The following is a 16,891-nucleotide window of genomic DNA, read 5'->3' on the forward strand; positions in this document are numbered from 1 at the left end:
AGCCGGAGACTAATCGAGAATGGCGGCAACGGCGCCGATCAGATCCAGCACCTCGCGCGTTTCACGGTCCACGCGCAGCACGTAATCATCGACGCGGTAATATGTGCCATTTGGGTTCAGACCATACCGACCCGGGTCACGGATGATCACATAGTCACCCAGAACGATATCGCCCCGACGATAGGGCGCGCCACCATCAGTGTCGCCATAGGCTTTCTTCGCCTGTCCCGGCGGCACGCAGGGCGTCGCCTTCTTGGCAAGGCCGGGGGGACAATTCTTGGGGGCTGCCTGCGCATCCTCCGCCATCGTCATGCCAAGCACCAGTGCCGGCAAAATCATCATCCTGCGCATCAGAGGTCTCCTGTCCAGTCGGCTGTATAACGGGCCCGTCGGCAAGATGGTTCCCCCGATCGATCAGATGGCGGGAACATGCCGATCGACCGGTGTGAGGCACAGATCGCGAAGCCGCGCGAAATCGTTTTCCGCGAGGCTGTCGAAATGGCGGCAGAGCGTTTCGATTTCCCGCGCACGCGCACGGCCCAGAACAGGGTCGGCGAAGAGGTGAAACTTTTCTGAAATCTCGGCATCTGACAGGGGCAGATCGGTATCCCCACGCGGGGTGCGTGGCGACGACGTGATCTCGGTGCCATCGGTCAGCGTCAACGTGACCTGCGCCCATCTCTTACCGTCACTCATACTTGTAAAGTGCGGGTCATCAATCAGTTGCGTCGCATTGCTCACGCGGAGGATCTCGGGGTCACGCAGTGTCGATGGGGTCAGTTCCCTCGCGCCAACCTGTCCCCGGACGATCATCGCGGCCACCGGAAAGGCAATGGCATAGGCAAATTCATCTGCGGTCGCGGGGCGGTGACCGGCAAGCCGCGTTGCATTGTGAAACGTCTTGATGTCGACGCGGGCAATCTGACGGTGAGTCAGCCCGTGGTCTCGCATCAGGTCGCCGGCGGCATCCATGGCCGGATGCGCCCACCGGCAACAGGGGTAGGGCTTGTAATGGGTGTCTTCTACCAGTCGCCACGCCTTCCCAAGATCATGCCAGTACTCTGGCGCCTGTTCACAGGTCAGGGCAGGCGCACCGGTGAATCCCATTTGCGCAAGGTAGGCCGCTGTCACCCCCGAAGGCGCTCCCCATCCGACGCCGTCGCGCAGCATTGTGGGGTGATCGATACAACGCATCATCTGACTGCGTGGCCCGTGGTACTCGCCAATACCCGCCGCATGACGGATCTGGTCCGCCGTGCAGTCCAACGCCCGTGCCGCCGCCGTGGCGACGCCCACCGCAGTCCAGGCACCGGATGTGTGATACTCTGCGCAGGTGGCATGTTGCGCCAGCCCGGCGCGGTAGCTGACCTCGTAGGCGATGGCCAAAAGAACTGCAAAATCAGACCCTTTCATCTCTCCCCTGATGTCAGAGAGCGCCAGCATGGCGGGGAAAACCGCAGCCCCTGCATGTCCTTTGCAGGGCGACGACCCGTCATGCGCGTCGATACTGTCGACCGTGAATGCCCCGGCCATGGCCGCGCCCGCCGGGCTGACGGTCGCCCCGTTCATCAGGATACGTGATCCGCCGGCCTGTCCTGTTCCAAAAAGCGCCATCGCGCAGTTGCGCGCAATGTCGGACATAGGCGTGGTACTGGCTGCCGCCGCAACACCCATTGTGTCGAGAAAGGACCGGCGCAGCACCGCCAGCACCGCTTCGGGCAGGTCATCATATGTCAGCGCGGCAGCGAAGTCGTGAAAGGCCGGGGGCATGCAATACTCACTGTGGTCTGCCGGAAGCTTACGCTGCAAAATCCGTCGGGAATGCCTGTTCGCGACCTATGTCTGCCGTCCGCGTCCGGCAAACCGGGGCAGCATGGCCGAGAAATCCTTGCCCCGGCCGTCTTCTTGCTGCACGAACTGGGCGTACAGCGCCTGCGCCAGCGCACCCATGGGGGTGTCGGCATCGACTGCCTCTGCCGCCTGTTGCGACAGACCGAGGTCCTTCAACATCAGTTCCGCCGCGAACCCAGGAAGGTAATCATTGTCAGCCGGGCTTTCAGGGCCAACGCCGGGGGCAGGGCAGTAGGCATTCATTGACCAGCTATAGCCTGATGAGGTGCTGACGACATCGAACATCTTCTGCCGGTCGAGACCCAATTTATCGGCCAGGGCAAAAGCCTCGCAGGTGGCGATCATCGTGGCGCCAAGAATCATGTTGTTGCAGATTTTTGCGGCCTGACCCGCCCCGGCGTCACCGCAATGCACGGCCTTTTGCCCCATGATGTCAAAGAGCGGCCGGGCCTTTTCGAAGCCTTCTGCCGTGCCACCCGCCATGAATGTGAGCGTTCCGCCCGCCGCACCGCCGATCCCGCCTGAAACCGGTGCATCCACGAAGAGCAGGCCACGCGCGGTGGCCTTTTCGGCAACGGCGCGCGCGCTTTCGACATCCACGGTCGAGCAATCCAGAAACAGGGCGCCCGGTTGCATTGCGGGCAGAACCTCGGATGCGACCTTGCGCAGGATGTCACCGTTTGGCAGCATCGAAATCACCACGTCGGCATCCTGCGCGGCCTCCGCTGCCGAGGCCACCATGTGCACGCCCTCTGCGGTGATATCCGCCGTGTCAAAGCCTGCGACCTTGTGACCTGCCTTGGCGAGATTGATGGCCATGGGCGCGCCCATGTTACCCAGGCCCACAAAGCCGATATTGCGCGTTGTCATCTGCGTCTCTCCCAGTTTCAGTGCCTCTTTTCCCAGTGGCATCAGCATTTTGCTGACGCTGGCCGACGGGACGGCCTGATCGGCGAATTGCCACCGGGGCGCGCGGTCCTTGTCAATGATCGCCGCGCGTATACCTTCCAGAAAATCGCCGTGCTCCATCGCCCGGTAGGTAAAGCGGTACTCCAGGTCGAGCGCCTTGGCCATGGTCAGGGACGGGCCGCGCAGCCGGTGCAGCAGTTCAACACAGCAGGCCATCGACAGCGGGCTGTTGCGCGCCATTCTGTCCAGTGTTGCAGAAGCGAATTCCCCGCCGGAATGGCGCAGCGAGTTCAGGATATCGCCAAGCGTTTCCCCGCCGAAATGCTGATTTATCGTATCAAGATCGCCAGCAAGGTGCCCCGCCGGAGGTGGCTTTGCCGCCTGATCCAGAACATCGGTATCCGCACCGGCCTCCAGTGCTGCAATCAGCGAGGGCCAATCCGCCTGAGGGATGAAGAGATCGGCAAACCCGGCCAGAATGGCATCTGCGGCGGTCATCCGTGTGCCCGTGGTGCCAAGATATTCACCCAGCCGACCCGGCGCGAGGGCGAGGATCAGCGAGCCGCCAACATCGGGCACAAGGCCGATCCCGCATTCCGGCATCGCAATTTGGCTGGTTTCGCCGACAACACGGTGCGAACCATGGCATCCGATACCAACGCCGCCACCCATGGTAAAACCGTGCAGGAACGAGATGACGGGCTTGGGATATTCAAAGATTTTCGCATTCAGGCGATACTCATCCGCCCAGAATTTCTGGCCGTATGCATAGTTTCCCTGAAGGCCGGTCTGGTACAGTTCGGCAATGTCACCACCCGCGCAGAAGGCGCGTTCGCCCATCGCGTCCAGAACGATCCGGGTCACGGCAGGGTCCGTGCGCCAGGCATCAAACGCCGCTTCGATCGCAAGGCACATGTCATACGTCATTGCGTTGAGAGCATCGGGCCGTTGCAGGGTGATACGCCCTGTCGTGCCGCGAACAGATATGGAGAGGTCTTTCATGCGAATCTGATACGGCAGTTGTCAGAGGGCAGCAACCGGATCGACGTGTCCAATCGGGCGCAAATGGCGTGTTTCAATTGTCATTGTTCGCGGTATGAGAGAATGGCGGCGACAAACGCCCGGCGGAAGCTGCAACCTAAGCGAGAAACCGCTGATGTCCGGCGTAAAAATTACGGCATCGGGATGGGCTATCTGAAAAAGTAAAAATGGTTAATCAGCGTAACACTATGTATTTTATACAAAATTCTTTAGAGGTTAAAGAAAAACTAATTAAAAAATTTGCGGCGAAAATTTGCCTATGGTACGGTTCGGTACGTGAAGGGAGCCCGGCAAAAAAAATCAGCGCGGGCTCTGGTGGTGTAAATGTAGAGATTTGAAGGGATTCTCATGAAAAGAAATTTGATCTCATCGGTGGCCGTTTTGGCGCTGAGTGCAGGGGTGGCATCCGCCGCGACCTTCTCCGGCAGCACATCCGGCTACTTTTACAAGGAAAACGGTGCCAGCGGCACCTACACCGGTATCAACAGCGGTGGCAAAAGCCTGCATTGGGGCTGGACGCCATTCTGGGAAGATACCGACTGGTTTACAGGTGACACAAGCTACCTGAAAATCCGCGACTACAGCTTTGATCAGCACCTGAACAAGGGGAAGAACAAGATCAAAGTTGGCCGCTTCGACTGGTGGAACGCGTCTTCGACGCGGTATGATCCGGAGTTCACCGCGAAAGCGGTGCTGCGTTTCAACCTTGATACCCCTAAGGATTTGCCAACGGCCTACGACTGGGTCGGGTTCGACATCACGTCGACCGCAAACTCGGGCGATCCGTCTGCCGACTCCATTCTGGGGTGGTCTTTCGACGACTACAATCTGGATCTTCCGGTGTCGCTGGGCAAAGGTATCAAGCTGACAGGCTTCTCCTATAAGGCCTGGGGCGGGACGTTGACCGGCAACAACTGGGAAAACGCAGAAGACACATGGAGTTCCCTGAAAGTCTACGCGCATGTGGAAGTTGTTCCACTGCCGGCGGCGGCATGGATGCTTCTGGCGGGTGTCGGCGGTCTGGCCGGCCTGAGCCGTCGCAAGAAAGCAGCCTGAGCCTTCAGACAGCAAAAGTAGAAAAAGCGGCTCCACCCGGAGCCGCTTTTTTTATGCCTTGGTCAGAGTGCGCCGATGGGCATCCGGTCACTCCATCACGGGAATGGAGAATTCGCCGCCTTCCTTGATGCCCGATGGCCAGCGCGATGTGACCGTCTTCGTGCGTGTGTAGAACTTGAAGGCATCCGGCCCGTGCTGGTTCAGGTCGCCAAAGACGGATTTCTTCCAGCCGCCGAAGGTGTGGTAGGCCAGCGGCACCGGGATCGGCACGTTCACACCGATCATGCCCACGTTGACGCGGTTGGCAAAGTCGCGCGCAGCATCGCCGTCGCGGGTGAAGATCGCGGTGCCGTTGCCGTATTCATGGTCCATCGCGAGACCAAGCGCTTCCTCGTAGGATTGCGCGCGCACGGTGGACAGCACGGGGCCAAAAATCTCGTGCTTGTAGATGTCCATATCCTTGGTGACATTGTCAAAAAGATGTGGCCCGACAAAGAACCCATCTTCGTAGCCCTGAAGGTTGAAATCACGACCGTCCACCACAAGCTTCGCACCCTGATCGATGCCGGTTTGCACCAGCCGTTCGATGTTCGCCTTGGCCGCGGCAGTTACCACGGGGCCGTAATCCACGTCCTTGCCTGCGGTGTAGGGGCCGACTTTCAGCTTTTCGATGCGGGGCACCAGCTTTTCAATCAGCCGGTCGGCTGTGTCGTCCCCCACTGGCACGGCGACGGAAATTGCCATGCAGCGTTCGCCGGCAGCACCGTATCCGGCGCCGACAAGCGCGTCTGCCGCCTGATCCATATCCGCATCCGGCATGACGATCATATGGTTCTTGGCGCCGCCAAAGCATTGCACCCGCTTGCCGTTCGCGCAGCCGGTTGAATAGATGTATTCGGCAATCGGTGTGGAGCCGACGAAGCCGATCGACTGGATCACGTCGTTGTGCAGGATGGCGTCCACGGCTTCCTTATCCCCGTTCACAACCTGCAGAACGCCTTTCGGCAGACCGGCTTCTTCCATCAGTTCGGCCAGCATCAGGGGCACCGAAGGGTCGCGTTCGGAGGGTTTGAGGATGAAGGCGTTGCCGCAGGCGATGGCGGGCGCAAACATCCACATCGGGATCATTGCGGGGAAGTTGAAGGGCGTGATGCCCGCCGTGACACCCAACGCCTGCCGCATCGAATACATGTCGATGCCGGGACCGGCGCTGTCGGTATACTCACCCTTCAGCAGCTGCGGCGCGCCGATACAGTATTCTACAACCTCCAACCCGCGCTGCACGTCACCGGCGGCGTCGGGCAGGGTCTTGCCGTGTTCGCGGCTCAGCGCTTCGGCCAGCTTCTCCATGTCGCGGTTCAGAAGGTCGACGAACTTCATCAGCACCCGGGCGCGACGCTGCGGATTGACCGCAGCCCAGCCGCGCTGTGCCTCGGCGGCATAGGCGACGGCCTGATCGACCTCGGCCGTGGAGGCCAGCGGGCATTTTGCCTGCACCTCGCCGGTGGCCGGGTTCATGACATCCGCAAACCGGCCCGATGTGCCTTTGACATGCTGTCCGTTGAGGTAATGGGTGAGTTCTTGCATCTGATCCTCCGGGGTGATGAGCGACGCACGGTCGTGTCGCTATGTGATCCACGCAGACAGAGCCTCGGGCCCGGCTGCGGTTGACCGGCAGCATAGTCTTGCAAAAACCGACGGGAAAGGGGCAAGGTGGCAAAGTTGTTTTGCAATTTTGCAAAATGGGTGCTTGCGGGCAAGGGAGAATGAGCCAGTGCAAACGAACTGGGATGACCTGCGCCTGTTTCTGGCAGTCGCCCGCGAAGAGAGCCTGTCGGGCGCGGGCAAAATCCTGCGGCTTGACCCGGCCACTCTGGGGCGTCGCATGCAGCGGCTGGAGGCCACGTTGCAGGCCAATCTGTTCGCCAAATCGCCACAGGGCTACGCGCTGACGGAGGCGGGCGTATCCCTGTTGGCGCGTGCGGAAACGGCAGAGCGGGCCATGCGCGGAGTGGTTGCGGATTTACCGGCGCAGACCGATCAACTGAGCGGGCAGATCCGTATCGGTGCCCCGGATGGCAGTGCCAATTACCTGCTGCCCCAGGTCTGTGCGGCGATTTCCGATGACAATCCTGATCTCGATATCCAGATCGTGGCGCTGCCGCGGGTTTTTAATCTGTCGCGGCGCGAAGCGGACATGGCGATTGCTGTCAGCGCGCCCACGGCGGGTCGGCTGGTGGTGCAGAAAATCACCGACTACCACCTTCATCTCGCGGCCTCCGACACCTATCTCGCGGCACATCCGGCAATTATCAGCACGGCTGACCTGCGCCAGCACCGGATTGTCGGCTACATCCCAGACATGATTTTCGACCGGGAGTTGGACTATCTGAGCGATCTTGGGATTTCCCGCGTGTCGCTGGCGTCTAATTCGGTTTCGGTTCAGATCAACTGGATTCGCCAGGGCGGCGGCATCGGAATCGCGCATGATTTCTCCGTTCCCGCGATGCGCGGCGTGCGGCGTATTCTGACGGATCAGATCAGTCTGACCCGGGCTTTCTACCTGATCCGTCACGCCGATGATCAACGCAACACCCGTCTCAGCCGGTTTGCAGAGGCGCTGAGCACAGGTCTGCGCGCAGAAGTTGCAAGACTTGAAGCGCTGGCTTGACTTGAAATGGCTTTGCGGTGACGCTGAGACAGGTTTCAACACGTTCCAAGGAGGTCCGACATGTTGGTGTCCCAGATTCTAAAAACCAAAGCTTTGCAAGATGTTGTAACGGTTTCCCCAACCCTGTCGGTCGCAGAAGCAGCCAAGATTTTGTCCGAAAAGCGGATTGGTACCGTTGTGGTGTCGCGTGACGGCAAATCTGCAGATGGAATTTTGTCGGAACGGGACATCGTGCGGGATATCGGTGTGCGCGGTGCAGGCTGCCTGACCAATCCGGTTGACACGCTGATGACGACGAAGCTGGTCACCTGCGGGCCGCAGGACGCAGCGGATTCGGTGCTGCAGAAAATGACCGATGGACGGTTTCGCCACATGCCGGTGCTGGATGGCGACTCGCTGATTGGCGTGATTTCGCTTGGCGATGTGGTCAAGGCCAAGCTGATGGAACTGGCGATGGAGAAAGATGCCCTCGAAGGGATGATCATGGGCCACTGATACGGCCGTTTTCCGATCCTTGCACAGACAGGATAACTGCTTGCAATTCCGGGCCTTAAATGGTCGGGTTGCCCGAACATCCACGACAGGAGAGCCCACATGCGCGTTGGCCTCTATCCCGGTACCTTCGACCCGATCACACTGGGCCACATTGACATTATTCGCCGGGCAGCGGTTCTGCTGGACCGGCTGGTCATCGGGGTTGCGATCAATCGCGACAAGGGGCCGCTGTTCCCTCTGGAAGAACGCGTTGCGCTGATCGAGGCAGAATGCGTGGAACTGGCCGCTCAGACCGGGATCGAAATCCTTGTGCATCCGTTCGAGAACCTGCTGATCGATTGCGCCCGCGACGTCGGGGCGCAGATCATCGTGCGGGGTCTGCGCGCGGTCGCGGATTTCGAGTATGAATACCAGATGGTGGGCATGAACCGGCAACTGGACGACGGGATCGAAACCGTCTTTCTGATGGCCGAAGCCCAGCATCAGGCCATCGCGAGCAAACTCGTGAAGGAAATCGCCCGGCTTGGCGGGGATGTCAGCAAATTCGTGACGCCGCGCGTTAACGCGGAACTGGTGCAGCGCATGGGTAACCGCTGAGCGTCAGAGCAGGCGCCCCATGCGTCTTGCGGTGTCCAGCATGCGGTTCGAAAACCCCCATTCGTTGTCATACCATGCCAGGATGCGCACAAGGTTGCCGTCCTGAACCCGGGTCTGATCCACTGCAAGGATGGCGCTGTGCGGATCCTGCCGGAAGTCGGATGAAACGAGCTTGCGGTCCGTGGTGGCGATGATGTCTTTGAACGCGGTAGCAGAGGCCTCGCGGAAGATGGCGTTGACCGCATCGACCGACACGCTGCGCGCAACCTCCACCGTCAGGTCGATGCAGGAAACATTGGGCGCGGGCACACGGATAGCCTGACCGGTGATGCGCCCCTCAAGCGCGGGAATGACCTGACCCAGGGTGCTGGCGGCGCCCGTGGATGTCGGGATCATCGAGAGGGCCGCCGCCCGGGCGCGGTAGAGATCGGCATGCGGCGAATCGTGGGTAGGTTGCGTGCTGGTATAGCTGTGCACGGTGGTCATCATCCCCCGTTTGATCTGCAGCGCCTCGTGCAACACATGCGCGACCGGCACCAGACAGTTCGTCGTGCAGGACCCGTTGGATAAAATCACGTCCTCCGCTGTGATCCGCGCGTCATTCACACCAAAGACGATCGTCTTGCCCGCCCCCTTGGCCGGGGCCGAGAGCAGAACGCGCCTTGTGCCATTCTCCAGATGGCGGCGCGATGCAGCCGGTGCAAGGAACTTGCCACTGCATTCCAGCGCGATATCGACATCTGCCCACTGCAGGTCAGCGGGGTCCTCATGCGCAGTGATGCGGAGAGCTGCGTTGCCAAGCATCAGGTTTGCACCGTCCAGCTTTACCGGCAACGGAAGCCGCCCGTGCAGGCTGTCGAATTCAAGGAGATGCGCCAATGTGTCGGCAGGGGCGGGATCGTTGAGTGCAACCACCTGCATATCGGTCTGCCCGGACGCAAGAAGCGCGCGCAGAACCGTGCGCCCTATACGACCGAACCCATTAATGGCCAATCTGACTGTCATCTTGTGTACTTTCCGTGGTGCGCGCGGCGCGATCACTCGGGCATTATCGCCAGAAGGCGAGCCACTCGATCAGTTCAAACAGCTTTTTCCCCAGAAAGACAACATGTTCCGTGCCGTAGATCATGATGTCCACGGCCACGAGCGCGACAATGATCAGCCCGAGCACAAGTGCGATGCCGTTGGTCATACAATGCCTTTCCCTGCTGGCGCGGTGCCGCTTGCATGCGCGGGCACAAACGTGGGGCAGGGTATGCCAGTCTGTCCGGGCGCCCGCAAGCACCCCGTTGCTCAGCCAAGGTGACCCATGCTGACGGCGACATCGGCCATCCGCGCAGAGAACGCCCATTCATTGTCATACCATGCCAGCACCCGCACGGTGCGGCCTGCCACGACCTTGGTCTGTTCCGGCGCGACGATGCAGCTTTGTTCGGTGTGGTTGAAGTCGATGGAAACCTTGGCTTCGGCATCATAGCCCATGACCCGGGACATCGGGCCCATGGCGGCGGCTTCCAGCGCGGCGTTCACCTCTTCGACCGTAACATCGCGCGGCGCTTCGAACGTCAGGTCCACGGCGGACACGTTGGGTGTCGGCACGCGCATCGCGGTTCCGTCGAGTTTCCCGGCAAGCTTGGGCAAGACCTCGCCAAGCGCCTTCGCCGCCCCGGTTGACGTCGGAATGATGGCCATCGCGGCCGCGCGGGCGCGGTAGAGATCATCGTGGCGGCGGTCGAGGGTCGGCTGATCCCCGGTATAGGAGTGGATTGTCGTCATGATACCGCGCTCGATGCCGATCGCCTCGTCCATCACCTTGGCCAGCGGGGCGAGACAGTTGGTCGTGCAGGACCCGTTGGAGATCACCGCGTCAGAGGGCAGCAGGTCGCGATGGTTCACGCCATAGACAATCGTCCTGTCCACCTTTTTCGCCGGGGCCGATATCAGAACGCGCTTGGCACCACGTTCAATATGGGTGCGCGCCTTGTCGCCATCGTTGAATTTGCCTGTGCACTCCAGAACCACGTCAACGCCGGTCCAGTCCAATGCGTTCATGTCATAGGTCGACATCATGCGGATGGGGCCGCGCCCCAGATCCAGAGAGTTCGCGCCAACGACCACATTGCCGGGGAAACGGCCGTGCACGGAGTCGTATTTGATCAGATGGGCGGCAGTTTCCAGCGGCCCGGTGGCGTTGATCGCGACGACATCTATGTCATTGCGCCCCGACGTGGCGATATGAGACAATGTGCATCTGCCGATGCGACCGAAACCGTTGATACCGACTTTGATGGTCATGAATACTCTCCACACGGAACATTTGCGCGCTCTATAACCGCATTCCCGCTGTGGCGGAATGCCGAAAGCGACGTGTTTTCCGAGTGTTAGCGTTAAACTTTGGCAACAGTCTGTTGCCTGCCCGCCCAAGTTGCATTCTGCGCATGCATTGCCAAGCTCACTGCATCGCTCTAGGTCTTTGAGGGAAAGACGATTGTTTGGTAAAGGAACGCACGATGAGCGGATTGCTGGCCCTGTTGGATGATGTTGCGAGTATCGCCAAGGTGGCTGCGGCCTCCGTGGACGATGTCATTGGTCAGGCGGCCAAGGCCGGTGCCAAGGCCGCGGGCGCGGTGATCGACGATGCGGCGGTGACACCGAAATATGTGCAGGGTTTTTCAGCCGACCGCGAGTTGCCGATCATCTGGCGCATCGCCAAGGGTTCCTTCATCAACAAGCTGGTCTACCTGCTGCCTGTCGGGCTGCTGCTGGCGAATTTCGCCCCCTGGCTCATCACGCCGCTGCTCATGCTGGGCGGGTGTTACCTGTGTTTTGAAGGCGCGGAGAAGGTTGCCCATGCGCTCGGCTACGGCGGACACGGGCATGAGGCGCAGGAGGCTGACGGGCAATCATATGACGACCCGGCCCATCTGGAGGAGGAAAAGGCGGCGGGGGCCATCAAGACCGATTTCATCCTGTCCGCGGAGATCATGACCATCTCGCTGGCCGCGATCCCGCCGAGCAACTTCTGGATGGAGGCAGCCACGCTGGCGGCGGTTGCCATCATGATAACGGTTGCCGTTTATGGCTCGGTCGCGCTGATCGTCAAGGCGGATGATGTGGGGCTCGCGATGGCGAAAGAGGGACGTCTGGGACTGACGCGTGCGCTGGGGCGGGGAATCGTCAAGGCGATGCCTGGTGTGATGTGGGCGCTGACGGTGATCGGGACGGCCGCGATGCTCTGGGTGGGTGGCAGCATCGTGATCCACGGGCTGGAAGTGCTGGGGCTCGGATGGCTTGGGCATACGATCCACGACATCGCCTACGCCGTGGGACACGCCTTGCCGCCCGCCATGCTTGCATTCGGTGAATGGACAACCAAGGCGGTTCTGGACGGAGTCTTCGGCCTGATGCTGGGGCTGGTACTTATTCCGGTCGCGGAAAAATTCGTGACGCCGTTTTGGCAAAAGACCTTCGCGCGCAAGGGGACCTGACCGGGCCGCGCGACCATTGCCTCAGCAGGAATGGCGGCTGGCGGGTTCAGCTAGTGCGTTTTGGCACCGAAGTTCATGCAGAGCGACATCAGCTTCGAGCCGCCCATATGGATCACGATCAATGCGAGCACGGATACCGTGCCAAAAGACCAGTAATTCACAAGCGCCTGCGTAACGCCTTCGCCGGTAGCCAGGGTAATTAGAGCGACGCACATACCTATACATCCGGCCAACAGGCTATATGCAATTCCCATCTTCATGCCTCCCACGGACTGCTCGACCGCACGCGAATCTGTCTGGGTCAGATTTTTCTGCGTGACATGCTTTGTATGAGTCAATCGGCGGCATCGAGCCAGCGATGAGATGTCAGCAGTCGGATTTAGGCAAAAATCCACCGAAATTCGCCGACCTTTACCGGCAAATCATCGGATTTTGCACGTGCGGCGCGGTTTTCCTCCGAGCCGCACGCGATTTTTCGCGCGCCTTCGTCCGGTTGGGACGATCAATATCTCACTTGATGAGTGATTTGGCCTTGTCAGCGACGGCTTGCGCAGTGATCCCGAATTCCTTGTAAAGGGTGGCAGCGGGCGCGGAGGCACCAAAATCATGCATGCCGACGAAGCCGGCTTTTTCACGTTTGCCCCGCTCGCCGAACAGCCAGCGGTCCCAGCCAAAGCGGATGCCCGCCTCAACCGCGACACGCACCGGGCCGCCGGGCAGAACGCGTTTGCGATAGCTTTCGTCCTGCTCTTCGAAAAGCTCCCAACAGGGCATTGAAACAACGCGCGTGCCGATCCCCTCTGCCTGCAGCAGGTCCCGGGCCGCCAGCGCGATTTCAACTTCGGAGCCGGTGGCCAGCAGGATGGCCTGACGCTTGCCCTCCGCATCCGCCAGAACATAGGCCCCCTGCGCGGTAAGGTTCTTGGTTTTGTGCTCTGTCCGTACCGTGGGCAACCCCTGGCGTGTGAGGGACAGCACGGAGGGGATCTTCCTGGACGTCAGGGCCAATTCCCAGGCTTCTGCGGTCTCGATCGTATCGGCGGGGCGGAACACATGGGTGTTTGGTGTCGCACGGCTGATCGCCAGATGTTCGACCGGCTGGTGTGTCGGGCCATCTTCGCCCAGCCCGATACTGTCATGGGTCATAACGAAAACGGTCGGGATTTTCATCAGCGCGGCGAGGCGCATGGCGGGGCGCGCGTAATCGGTGAAACACATGAAGGTGCCGCCGTAGGGGCGGATGCCGCCATGCAGTGCCATACCGTTCATCGCCGCGGCCATCCCATGTTCGCGGATGCCCCAGTAAACGTAGCGGCCCGCGCGGCTGTCGACGTCAAAAACGCCCAGATCCCCAGTTTTCGTGTTATTCGACCCGGTAAGGTCGGCAGAACCGCCGACGGTCTCCGGCACGACCGGGTTGATGACTTCGAGCACTTTTTCAGAACTCGCGCGCGTGGCGAGTTTGGGGGCACCTTCGGACATCTGCTTTTTGAACGCCTTGATCGTGGCGCTCAGCTTCTTGGGCACGTCCAGCGCGTAGGCCCGGTTGAAGGTCTCGCGCTTGGCGCGGGGCAGGGTGTCGAAACGCTCTTCCCAGGCGCGGCGGGTTTCTGCCCCGCGGGCACCGATCGCTTCCCATGCGGCTTTGACATCCGCGGGCACTTCGAAGGGGCCGGTCTTCCACCCGTAAGCTTCCTTGGCCGCCGCCAGCTGATCGGCATCCGTCAGGGCGCCGTGACCCTTGGAGGTGTCCTGCGCCGCATGGCCCAGGGCGATATGGGTCTTGCAGGCGATCATGGTCGGCTTGTTGCCTTTCTTGGCCTGCGTCAGCGCAGCGTCGATGGCCGCCGGATCGTGACCGTTCACTTCCAGCACCGCCCAGCCGGCGGATTTGAACCGCCCGATCTGATCGGTACGGTCTGACAGGCTTACCGGCCCGTCGATGGTGATGTTGTTGTTGTCCCAAAGGACGATTAGTTTGCTCAGCTGGTGCCGTCCGGCCAGCGTAATCGCCTCCTGGCTCACGCCCTCCATCAGGCAGCCGTCGCCCGCGATCACATAGGTATAGTGATCGACAACCTTCTTGCCATATTGCGCGCGCTGGATTTCCTCGGCCATGGCGAAGCCGACCGAGTTTGCGATCCCCTGACCCAGCGGGCCGGTGGTGGTCTCGATGCCCGTCGCGTGGCCATATTCCGGGTGCCCGGCAGTGATCGACCCCCATTGGCGGAAGTTCTTGATCTGCTCAAGGGTCATGTCGGCATAGCCTGTCAGGTGCAGCAGCGAATAGAGCAGCATGGAGCCATGACCCGCAGACAGGATGAAGCGATCGCGGTCCGGCCAGTGGGGTTGTGTCGGATCGAACCGCAGGTGTTTTTCGAAGAGCACGGTAGCCACGTCGGCCATTCCCATCGGCATGCCGGAGTGTCCCGACTTCGCGGCCGCCACCGCGTCCAGCGTCAGGGTGCGGATGGCAGTGGCTTTAGACCAGTGATCGGGGTTGGCGGCAGCGAGGGCTTTGAGATCCACGGGGCAGTATCCTTTGTCGGTTTAAGCGGCCCGAAACAGGGCTGTGCAGCCTGACGGCCAAGCTCGCTGCGCTCAATATCAGTCACCCCGCAAAGATCAAGGGCAGGCAGGTGCCTTTACCTGCCAATGACTTCAACAGCGTCCGCCAAGCGCTTGATCCCTAAGCAGGGTATATTTGTTGCGCTGCTCGATTAGAGTTACCTTAATGAAATGGGGCAGCGATTCGCGCCCAAGGCAGTTGGGCAGCTGATCCCGGACAATGGGACGCACGAGGTGGGCATGAGTGAAATCGAGGAACTAAACAGTCGTATAATGGCGGCGATGGACCGGGTGGCGCAGGGCGTCGACGGCCTTGGCGCGGCCGAGAACGCGGATGTCGAGGCGCTCAAGCAGGAGCTGGACGAAGAGAAAACCGTCAACGCGCAGCTGACCGAACGGGTTCGGGTTCTGGGGGAGCGGCAGGAAAAGGCGCTGGCCTCTCTCGAAGCAAAGGCGACGGAGACGGCGGAGCGTATGAGCAAGCTCGACACGGATCTGCAGCGCCTTCGGCGGGCAAACGCCCAGCTCAGCGAGGCCTGTGAAGCATTGCGCGCCGCGAATGCCGAAGGGGTGGGTGAGCCGCATCTGATCAACAAGGCGATGATGGCGGAACTGGAAGCCCTGCGGGCCGCGCGGGCGGCGGAAATCGCCGAGGCGGATGAGATCATCGCCGCACTGACCCCGCTGCTTGAAGCCAGCGGCGCACAATCAGAGGAGACCGCCTGATGCCCGAAGTCACAATCACCATCGGTGGCCGCCAGTTCGATGTGGCCTGTCAGGCCGGAGAAGAACACTACCTGCATACCGCCGCAAAGATGCTGGATGACGAAGCGCAGGTTCTCTCGGATCAGGTGGGGCGTATGCCCGAAGCACGCATGTTGCTGATGGCCGGTCTGATGCTGGCCGACAAAACCGCCAATATCGAGGATCGTGTTTCCGAAGTTCAGGCCCGGCTCACCGAGCGGGAAGCCGAATTAGCGGGATTGCGCGAGGCCCAGTCCCAGCCCGAGCGGGTGGAGGTGCCCGTGGTGCCGCAGTCGGTAACGGACACGCTGGCGGAACTGGCCGCGCGCGCTGAGGCGCTTGCCGTCTCGGTGGAAGAGAAAGCCAAGGCCTGACGCGCCGGCTGGCGAGACCTGTCGTCAGGCTGTCCGCCCGGAGCCCACTTTTGGCTGGCACGATGATCAGCGATGCGATTGTATCGGTGGCCAACATATGGCGGCGCGGTAGCTGCCGGGCGATCCTGCTGCCGTGGTGCTGAAGGCGCAGCAAGAGCTCATCACCCCGGCGGTCATCCCAGCCGCCGCTCGGGCATGAATTGCGCAGCCGACCGGGCAGATGGCTTATGTCTGGTGGTCCAAGGGGACGCGGCGAGCCTCACCACTGTCCCTGCGGATGCCAAAAAGCGAACGCGACGGTTCGTGCAAGGTGCAGGCGGCGTTGCCGCGCCCTAGACCCGTCAGCCGTTTGCTTCGCGGATCTTGTCAGCGGCATCCTTGTCGAATGTCACACCGTTTTCCTCCAGCAGCGTATCCAGCTCGCCTGACAGCGTCATCTCGGTAATGATGTCGCAACCGCCGACGAACTCGCCCTTGACATAAAGCTGAGGGATCGTCGGCCAGTCGGAGAAATCCTTGATGCCCTGCCGGATGCCTTCGTCGGCCAGCACGTTCACATCGGAAAAGTCCACGCCCATGTAGTTCAGCACCCCGGCCACGCGGCTGGAGAATCCGCATTGCGGCATTTCCTTGGTGCCCTTCATGAACAGGACAACGTCGTTGCTGGAAATGGTGTCTTTGATTTGTGCGTTTGTGTCGGTCATGTCGTTTCCCTTCGGGATTATGGGTATCGCGCTGCCCGCGGCAGGCGGAAAGAGGTCCGGTTCAGTCCGGGGCTTTGGTTGTCAGGGCGAGCGCGTGAAGCGCGCCGTTGGAGCCATCCATCTTGCCCTTGAGTGCCGCATAAACAGCGCGTTGCTGCTGTACCCGGTTCTTGCCGCGAAAGCTTTCGTCGATGACCAGCGCCGCCATATGTACGCCGTCGTCCCCTTCGACCTTGATCTCGGCATCCGGGAAGCTGGCGCGCAGCAGGTCTTCGATTTCGCGGGCTTGCATTGGCATATGGAGCCTCCATGTTGAACTTGGCCTAGATGTAAGGGGCAGGGCAGGCGGGGACAAGATGTCAATTTGTGCGGTCCTGCGCAGAAGGCGCACTG

General features: G+C 60.9%; 18 protein-coding genes and 1 pseudogene. 7 read left to right on the top strand and 12 right to left on the bottom strand.

The window, feature by feature from the left end:
* Positions 1 to 9: 9 nt before the first annotated feature.
* The 4 genes and pseudogenes from KX928_RS12320 to KX928_RS24245 form a co-directional block, all read right to left on the bottom strand.
* Entirely contained in the window at positions 10 to 351 is a 342-nt protein-coding gene (locus KX928_RS12320; RefSeq protein ID WP_219502654.1) for an excinuclease ABC subunit A, read from the bottom strand.
* Positions 352 to 414: 63 nt separating this feature from the next.
* Positions 415 to 1,770 (bottom strand): MmgE/PrpD family protein, encoded by a 1,356-nt coding sequence (locus tag KX928_RS12325; protein ID WP_219502657.1) that lies wholly within the window; start codon positions 1,768 to 1,770, stop codon positions 415 to 417.
* A gap of 66 nt (positions 1,771 to 1,836) precedes the next feature.
* Entirely contained in the window at positions 1,837 to 2,721 is an 885-nt protein-coding gene (mmsB, locus tag KX928_RS24240) for a 3-hydroxyisobutyrate dehydrogenase (protein ID WP_308342334.1), read from the bottom strand.
* 27 nt (positions 2,722 to 2,748) lie between these two features.
* A pseudogene (locus KX928_RS24245) lies at positions 2,749 to 3,762 on the bottom strand (enoyl-CoA hydratase/isomerase family protein); the annotation flags it as partial.
* A 387-nt stretch (positions 3,763 to 4,149) separates the two neighbouring features.
* Between KX928_RS24245 and KX928_RS24035 the strand changes: the two are divergent.
* On the top strand, positions 4,150 to 4,857 hold the full coding sequence (locus KX928_RS24035) for a VPLPA-CTERM sorting domain-containing protein (RefSeq protein ID WP_257883739.1): 708 nt from the start codon (positions 4,150 to 4,152) through the stop codon (positions 4,855 to 4,857).
* 87 nt (positions 4,858 to 4,944) lie between these two features.
* Here the strand turns inward: KX928_RS24035 and KX928_RS12340 are convergent, their stop codons facing one another.
* On the bottom strand, positions 4,945 to 6,444 hold the full coding sequence (locus KX928_RS12340; protein WP_219502664.1) for a CoA-acylating methylmalonate-semialdehyde dehydrogenase: 1,500 nt from the start codon (positions 6,442 to 6,444) through the stop codon (positions 4,945 to 4,947).
* 187 nt (positions 6,445 to 6,631) lie between these two features.
* Between KX928_RS12340 and KX928_RS12345 the strand changes: the two genes are divergently transcribed.
* The 3 genes from KX928_RS12345 (at position 6,632) to coaD (ending at position 8,620) form a co-directional block, all read left to right on the top strand.
* Positions 6,632 to 7,528, top strand: coding sequence for a LysR family transcriptional regulator (locus tag KX928_RS12345; RefSeq protein WP_219502667.1), 897 nt, complete (start codon positions 6,632 to 6,634; stop codon positions 7,526 to 7,528).
* A gap of 60 nt (positions 7,529 to 7,588) precedes the next feature.
* Entirely contained in the window at positions 7,589 to 8,023 is a 435-nt protein-coding gene (locus KX928_RS12350; RefSeq protein WP_219502669.1) for a CBS domain-containing protein, read from the top strand.
* A gap of 99 nt (positions 8,024 to 8,122) precedes the next feature.
* On the top strand, positions 8,123 to 8,620 hold the full coding sequence (gene coaD, locus KX928_RS12355; protein ID WP_219502672.1) for a pantetheine-phosphate adenylyltransferase: 498 nt from the start codon (positions 8,123 to 8,125) through the stop codon (positions 8,618 to 8,620).
* A gap of 3 nt (positions 8,621 to 8,623) precedes the next feature.
* On the opposite strand, the gene gap (KX928_RS12360) is transcribed toward coaD, so the two are convergent.
* From gap (KX928_RS12360) to gap (KX928_RS12370), 3 genes are all read right to left on the bottom strand, one after another.
* Entirely contained in the window at positions 8,624 to 9,625 is a 1,002-nt protein-coding gene (gene gap, locus KX928_RS12360; protein WP_219502675.1) for a type I glyceraldehyde-3-phosphate dehydrogenase, read from the bottom strand.
* 43 nt (positions 9,626 to 9,668) lie between these two features.
* A complete protein-coding gene (locus KX928_RS12365) occupies positions 9,669 to 9,812 on the bottom strand; it encodes a hypothetical protein (protein WP_219502678.1) in 144 nt (47 codons plus the stop codon).
* A gap of 101 nt (positions 9,813 to 9,913) precedes the next feature.
* Positions 9,914 to 10,915 (bottom strand): type I glyceraldehyde-3-phosphate dehydrogenase, encoded by a 1,002-nt coding sequence (gene gap / locus KX928_RS12370; RefSeq protein WP_219502682.1) that lies wholly within the window; start codon positions 10,913 to 10,915, stop codon positions 9,914 to 9,916.
* Positions 10,916 to 11,130: 215 nt separating this feature from the next.
* On the opposite strand from gap (KX928_RS12370), the gene KX928_RS12375 reads away from it, so the two are divergent.
* Positions 11,131 to 12,108 carry a DUF808 domain-containing protein gene (locus KX928_RS12375; RefSeq protein WP_219502685.1) on the top strand — a complete coding sequence of 326 codons (978 nt, stop codon included), beginning with the start codon at positions 11,131 to 11,133 and terminating at the stop codon, positions 12,106 to 12,108.
* 50 nt (positions 12,109 to 12,158) lie between these two features.
* On the opposite strand, the gene KX928_RS12380 is transcribed toward KX928_RS12375, so the two are convergent.
* Both KX928_RS12380 and tkt read right to left on the bottom strand, forming a co-directional pair.
* Complete coding sequence (locus tag KX928_RS12380) at positions 12,159 to 12,323, bottom strand: hypothetical protein (protein WP_219502688.1); 165 nt, start codon at positions 12,321 to 12,323, stop codon at positions 12,159 to 12,161.
* 295 nt (positions 12,324 to 12,618) lie between these two features.
* Positions 12,619 to 14,637 (bottom strand): transketolase, encoded by a 2,019-nt coding sequence (gene tkt, locus KX928_RS12385; RefSeq protein WP_219502691.1) that lies wholly within the window; start codon positions 14,635 to 14,637, stop codon positions 12,619 to 12,621.
* Positions 14,638 to 14,916: 279 nt separating this feature from the next.
* Here tkt and KX928_RS12390 point away from each other — a divergent pair, with 279 nt between their 5' ends.
* Positions 14,917 to 15,402 carry a coiled-coil domain-containing protein gene (locus KX928_RS12390; RefSeq protein WP_219502694.1) on the top strand — a complete coding sequence of 162 codons (486 nt, stop codon included), beginning with the start codon at positions 14,917 to 14,919 and terminating at the stop codon, positions 15,400 to 15,402.
* Positions 15,402 to 15,794: a cell division protein ZapA gene (locus KX928_RS12395; RefSeq protein ID WP_219502698.1), complete on the top strand. Its 393-nt coding sequence runs from the start codon at positions 15,402 to 15,404 to the stop codon at positions 15,792 to 15,794. The genes KX928_RS12390 and KX928_RS12395 overlap by 1 nt, the downstream gene beginning before the upstream one ends.
* 341 nt (positions 15,795 to 16,135) lie before the next feature.
* Here KX928_RS12395 and grxD read toward each other — a convergent pair whose 3' ends face one another.
* Together grxD and KX928_RS12405 are read right to left on the bottom strand one after the other, a co-directional pair.
* On the bottom strand, positions 16,136 to 16,498 hold the full coding sequence (grxD, locus tag KX928_RS12400) for a Grx4 family monothiol glutaredoxin (protein WP_219502701.1): 363 nt from the start codon (positions 16,496 to 16,498) through the stop codon (positions 16,136 to 16,138).
* A gap of 61 nt (positions 16,499 to 16,559) precedes the next feature.
* Positions 16,560 to 16,796, bottom strand: coding sequence for a BolA/IbaG family iron-sulfur metabolism protein (locus KX928_RS12405; protein WP_219502704.1), 237 nt, complete (start codon positions 16,794 to 16,796; stop codon positions 16,560 to 16,562).
* Positions 16,797 to 16,891 lie beyond the last annotated feature (95 nt).

Source organism: Roseobacter insulae (assembly GCF_019375555.1).
GTDB lineage: Bacteria > Pseudomonadota > Alphaproteobacteria > Rhodobacterales > Rhodobacteraceae > Roseobacter > Roseobacter insulae.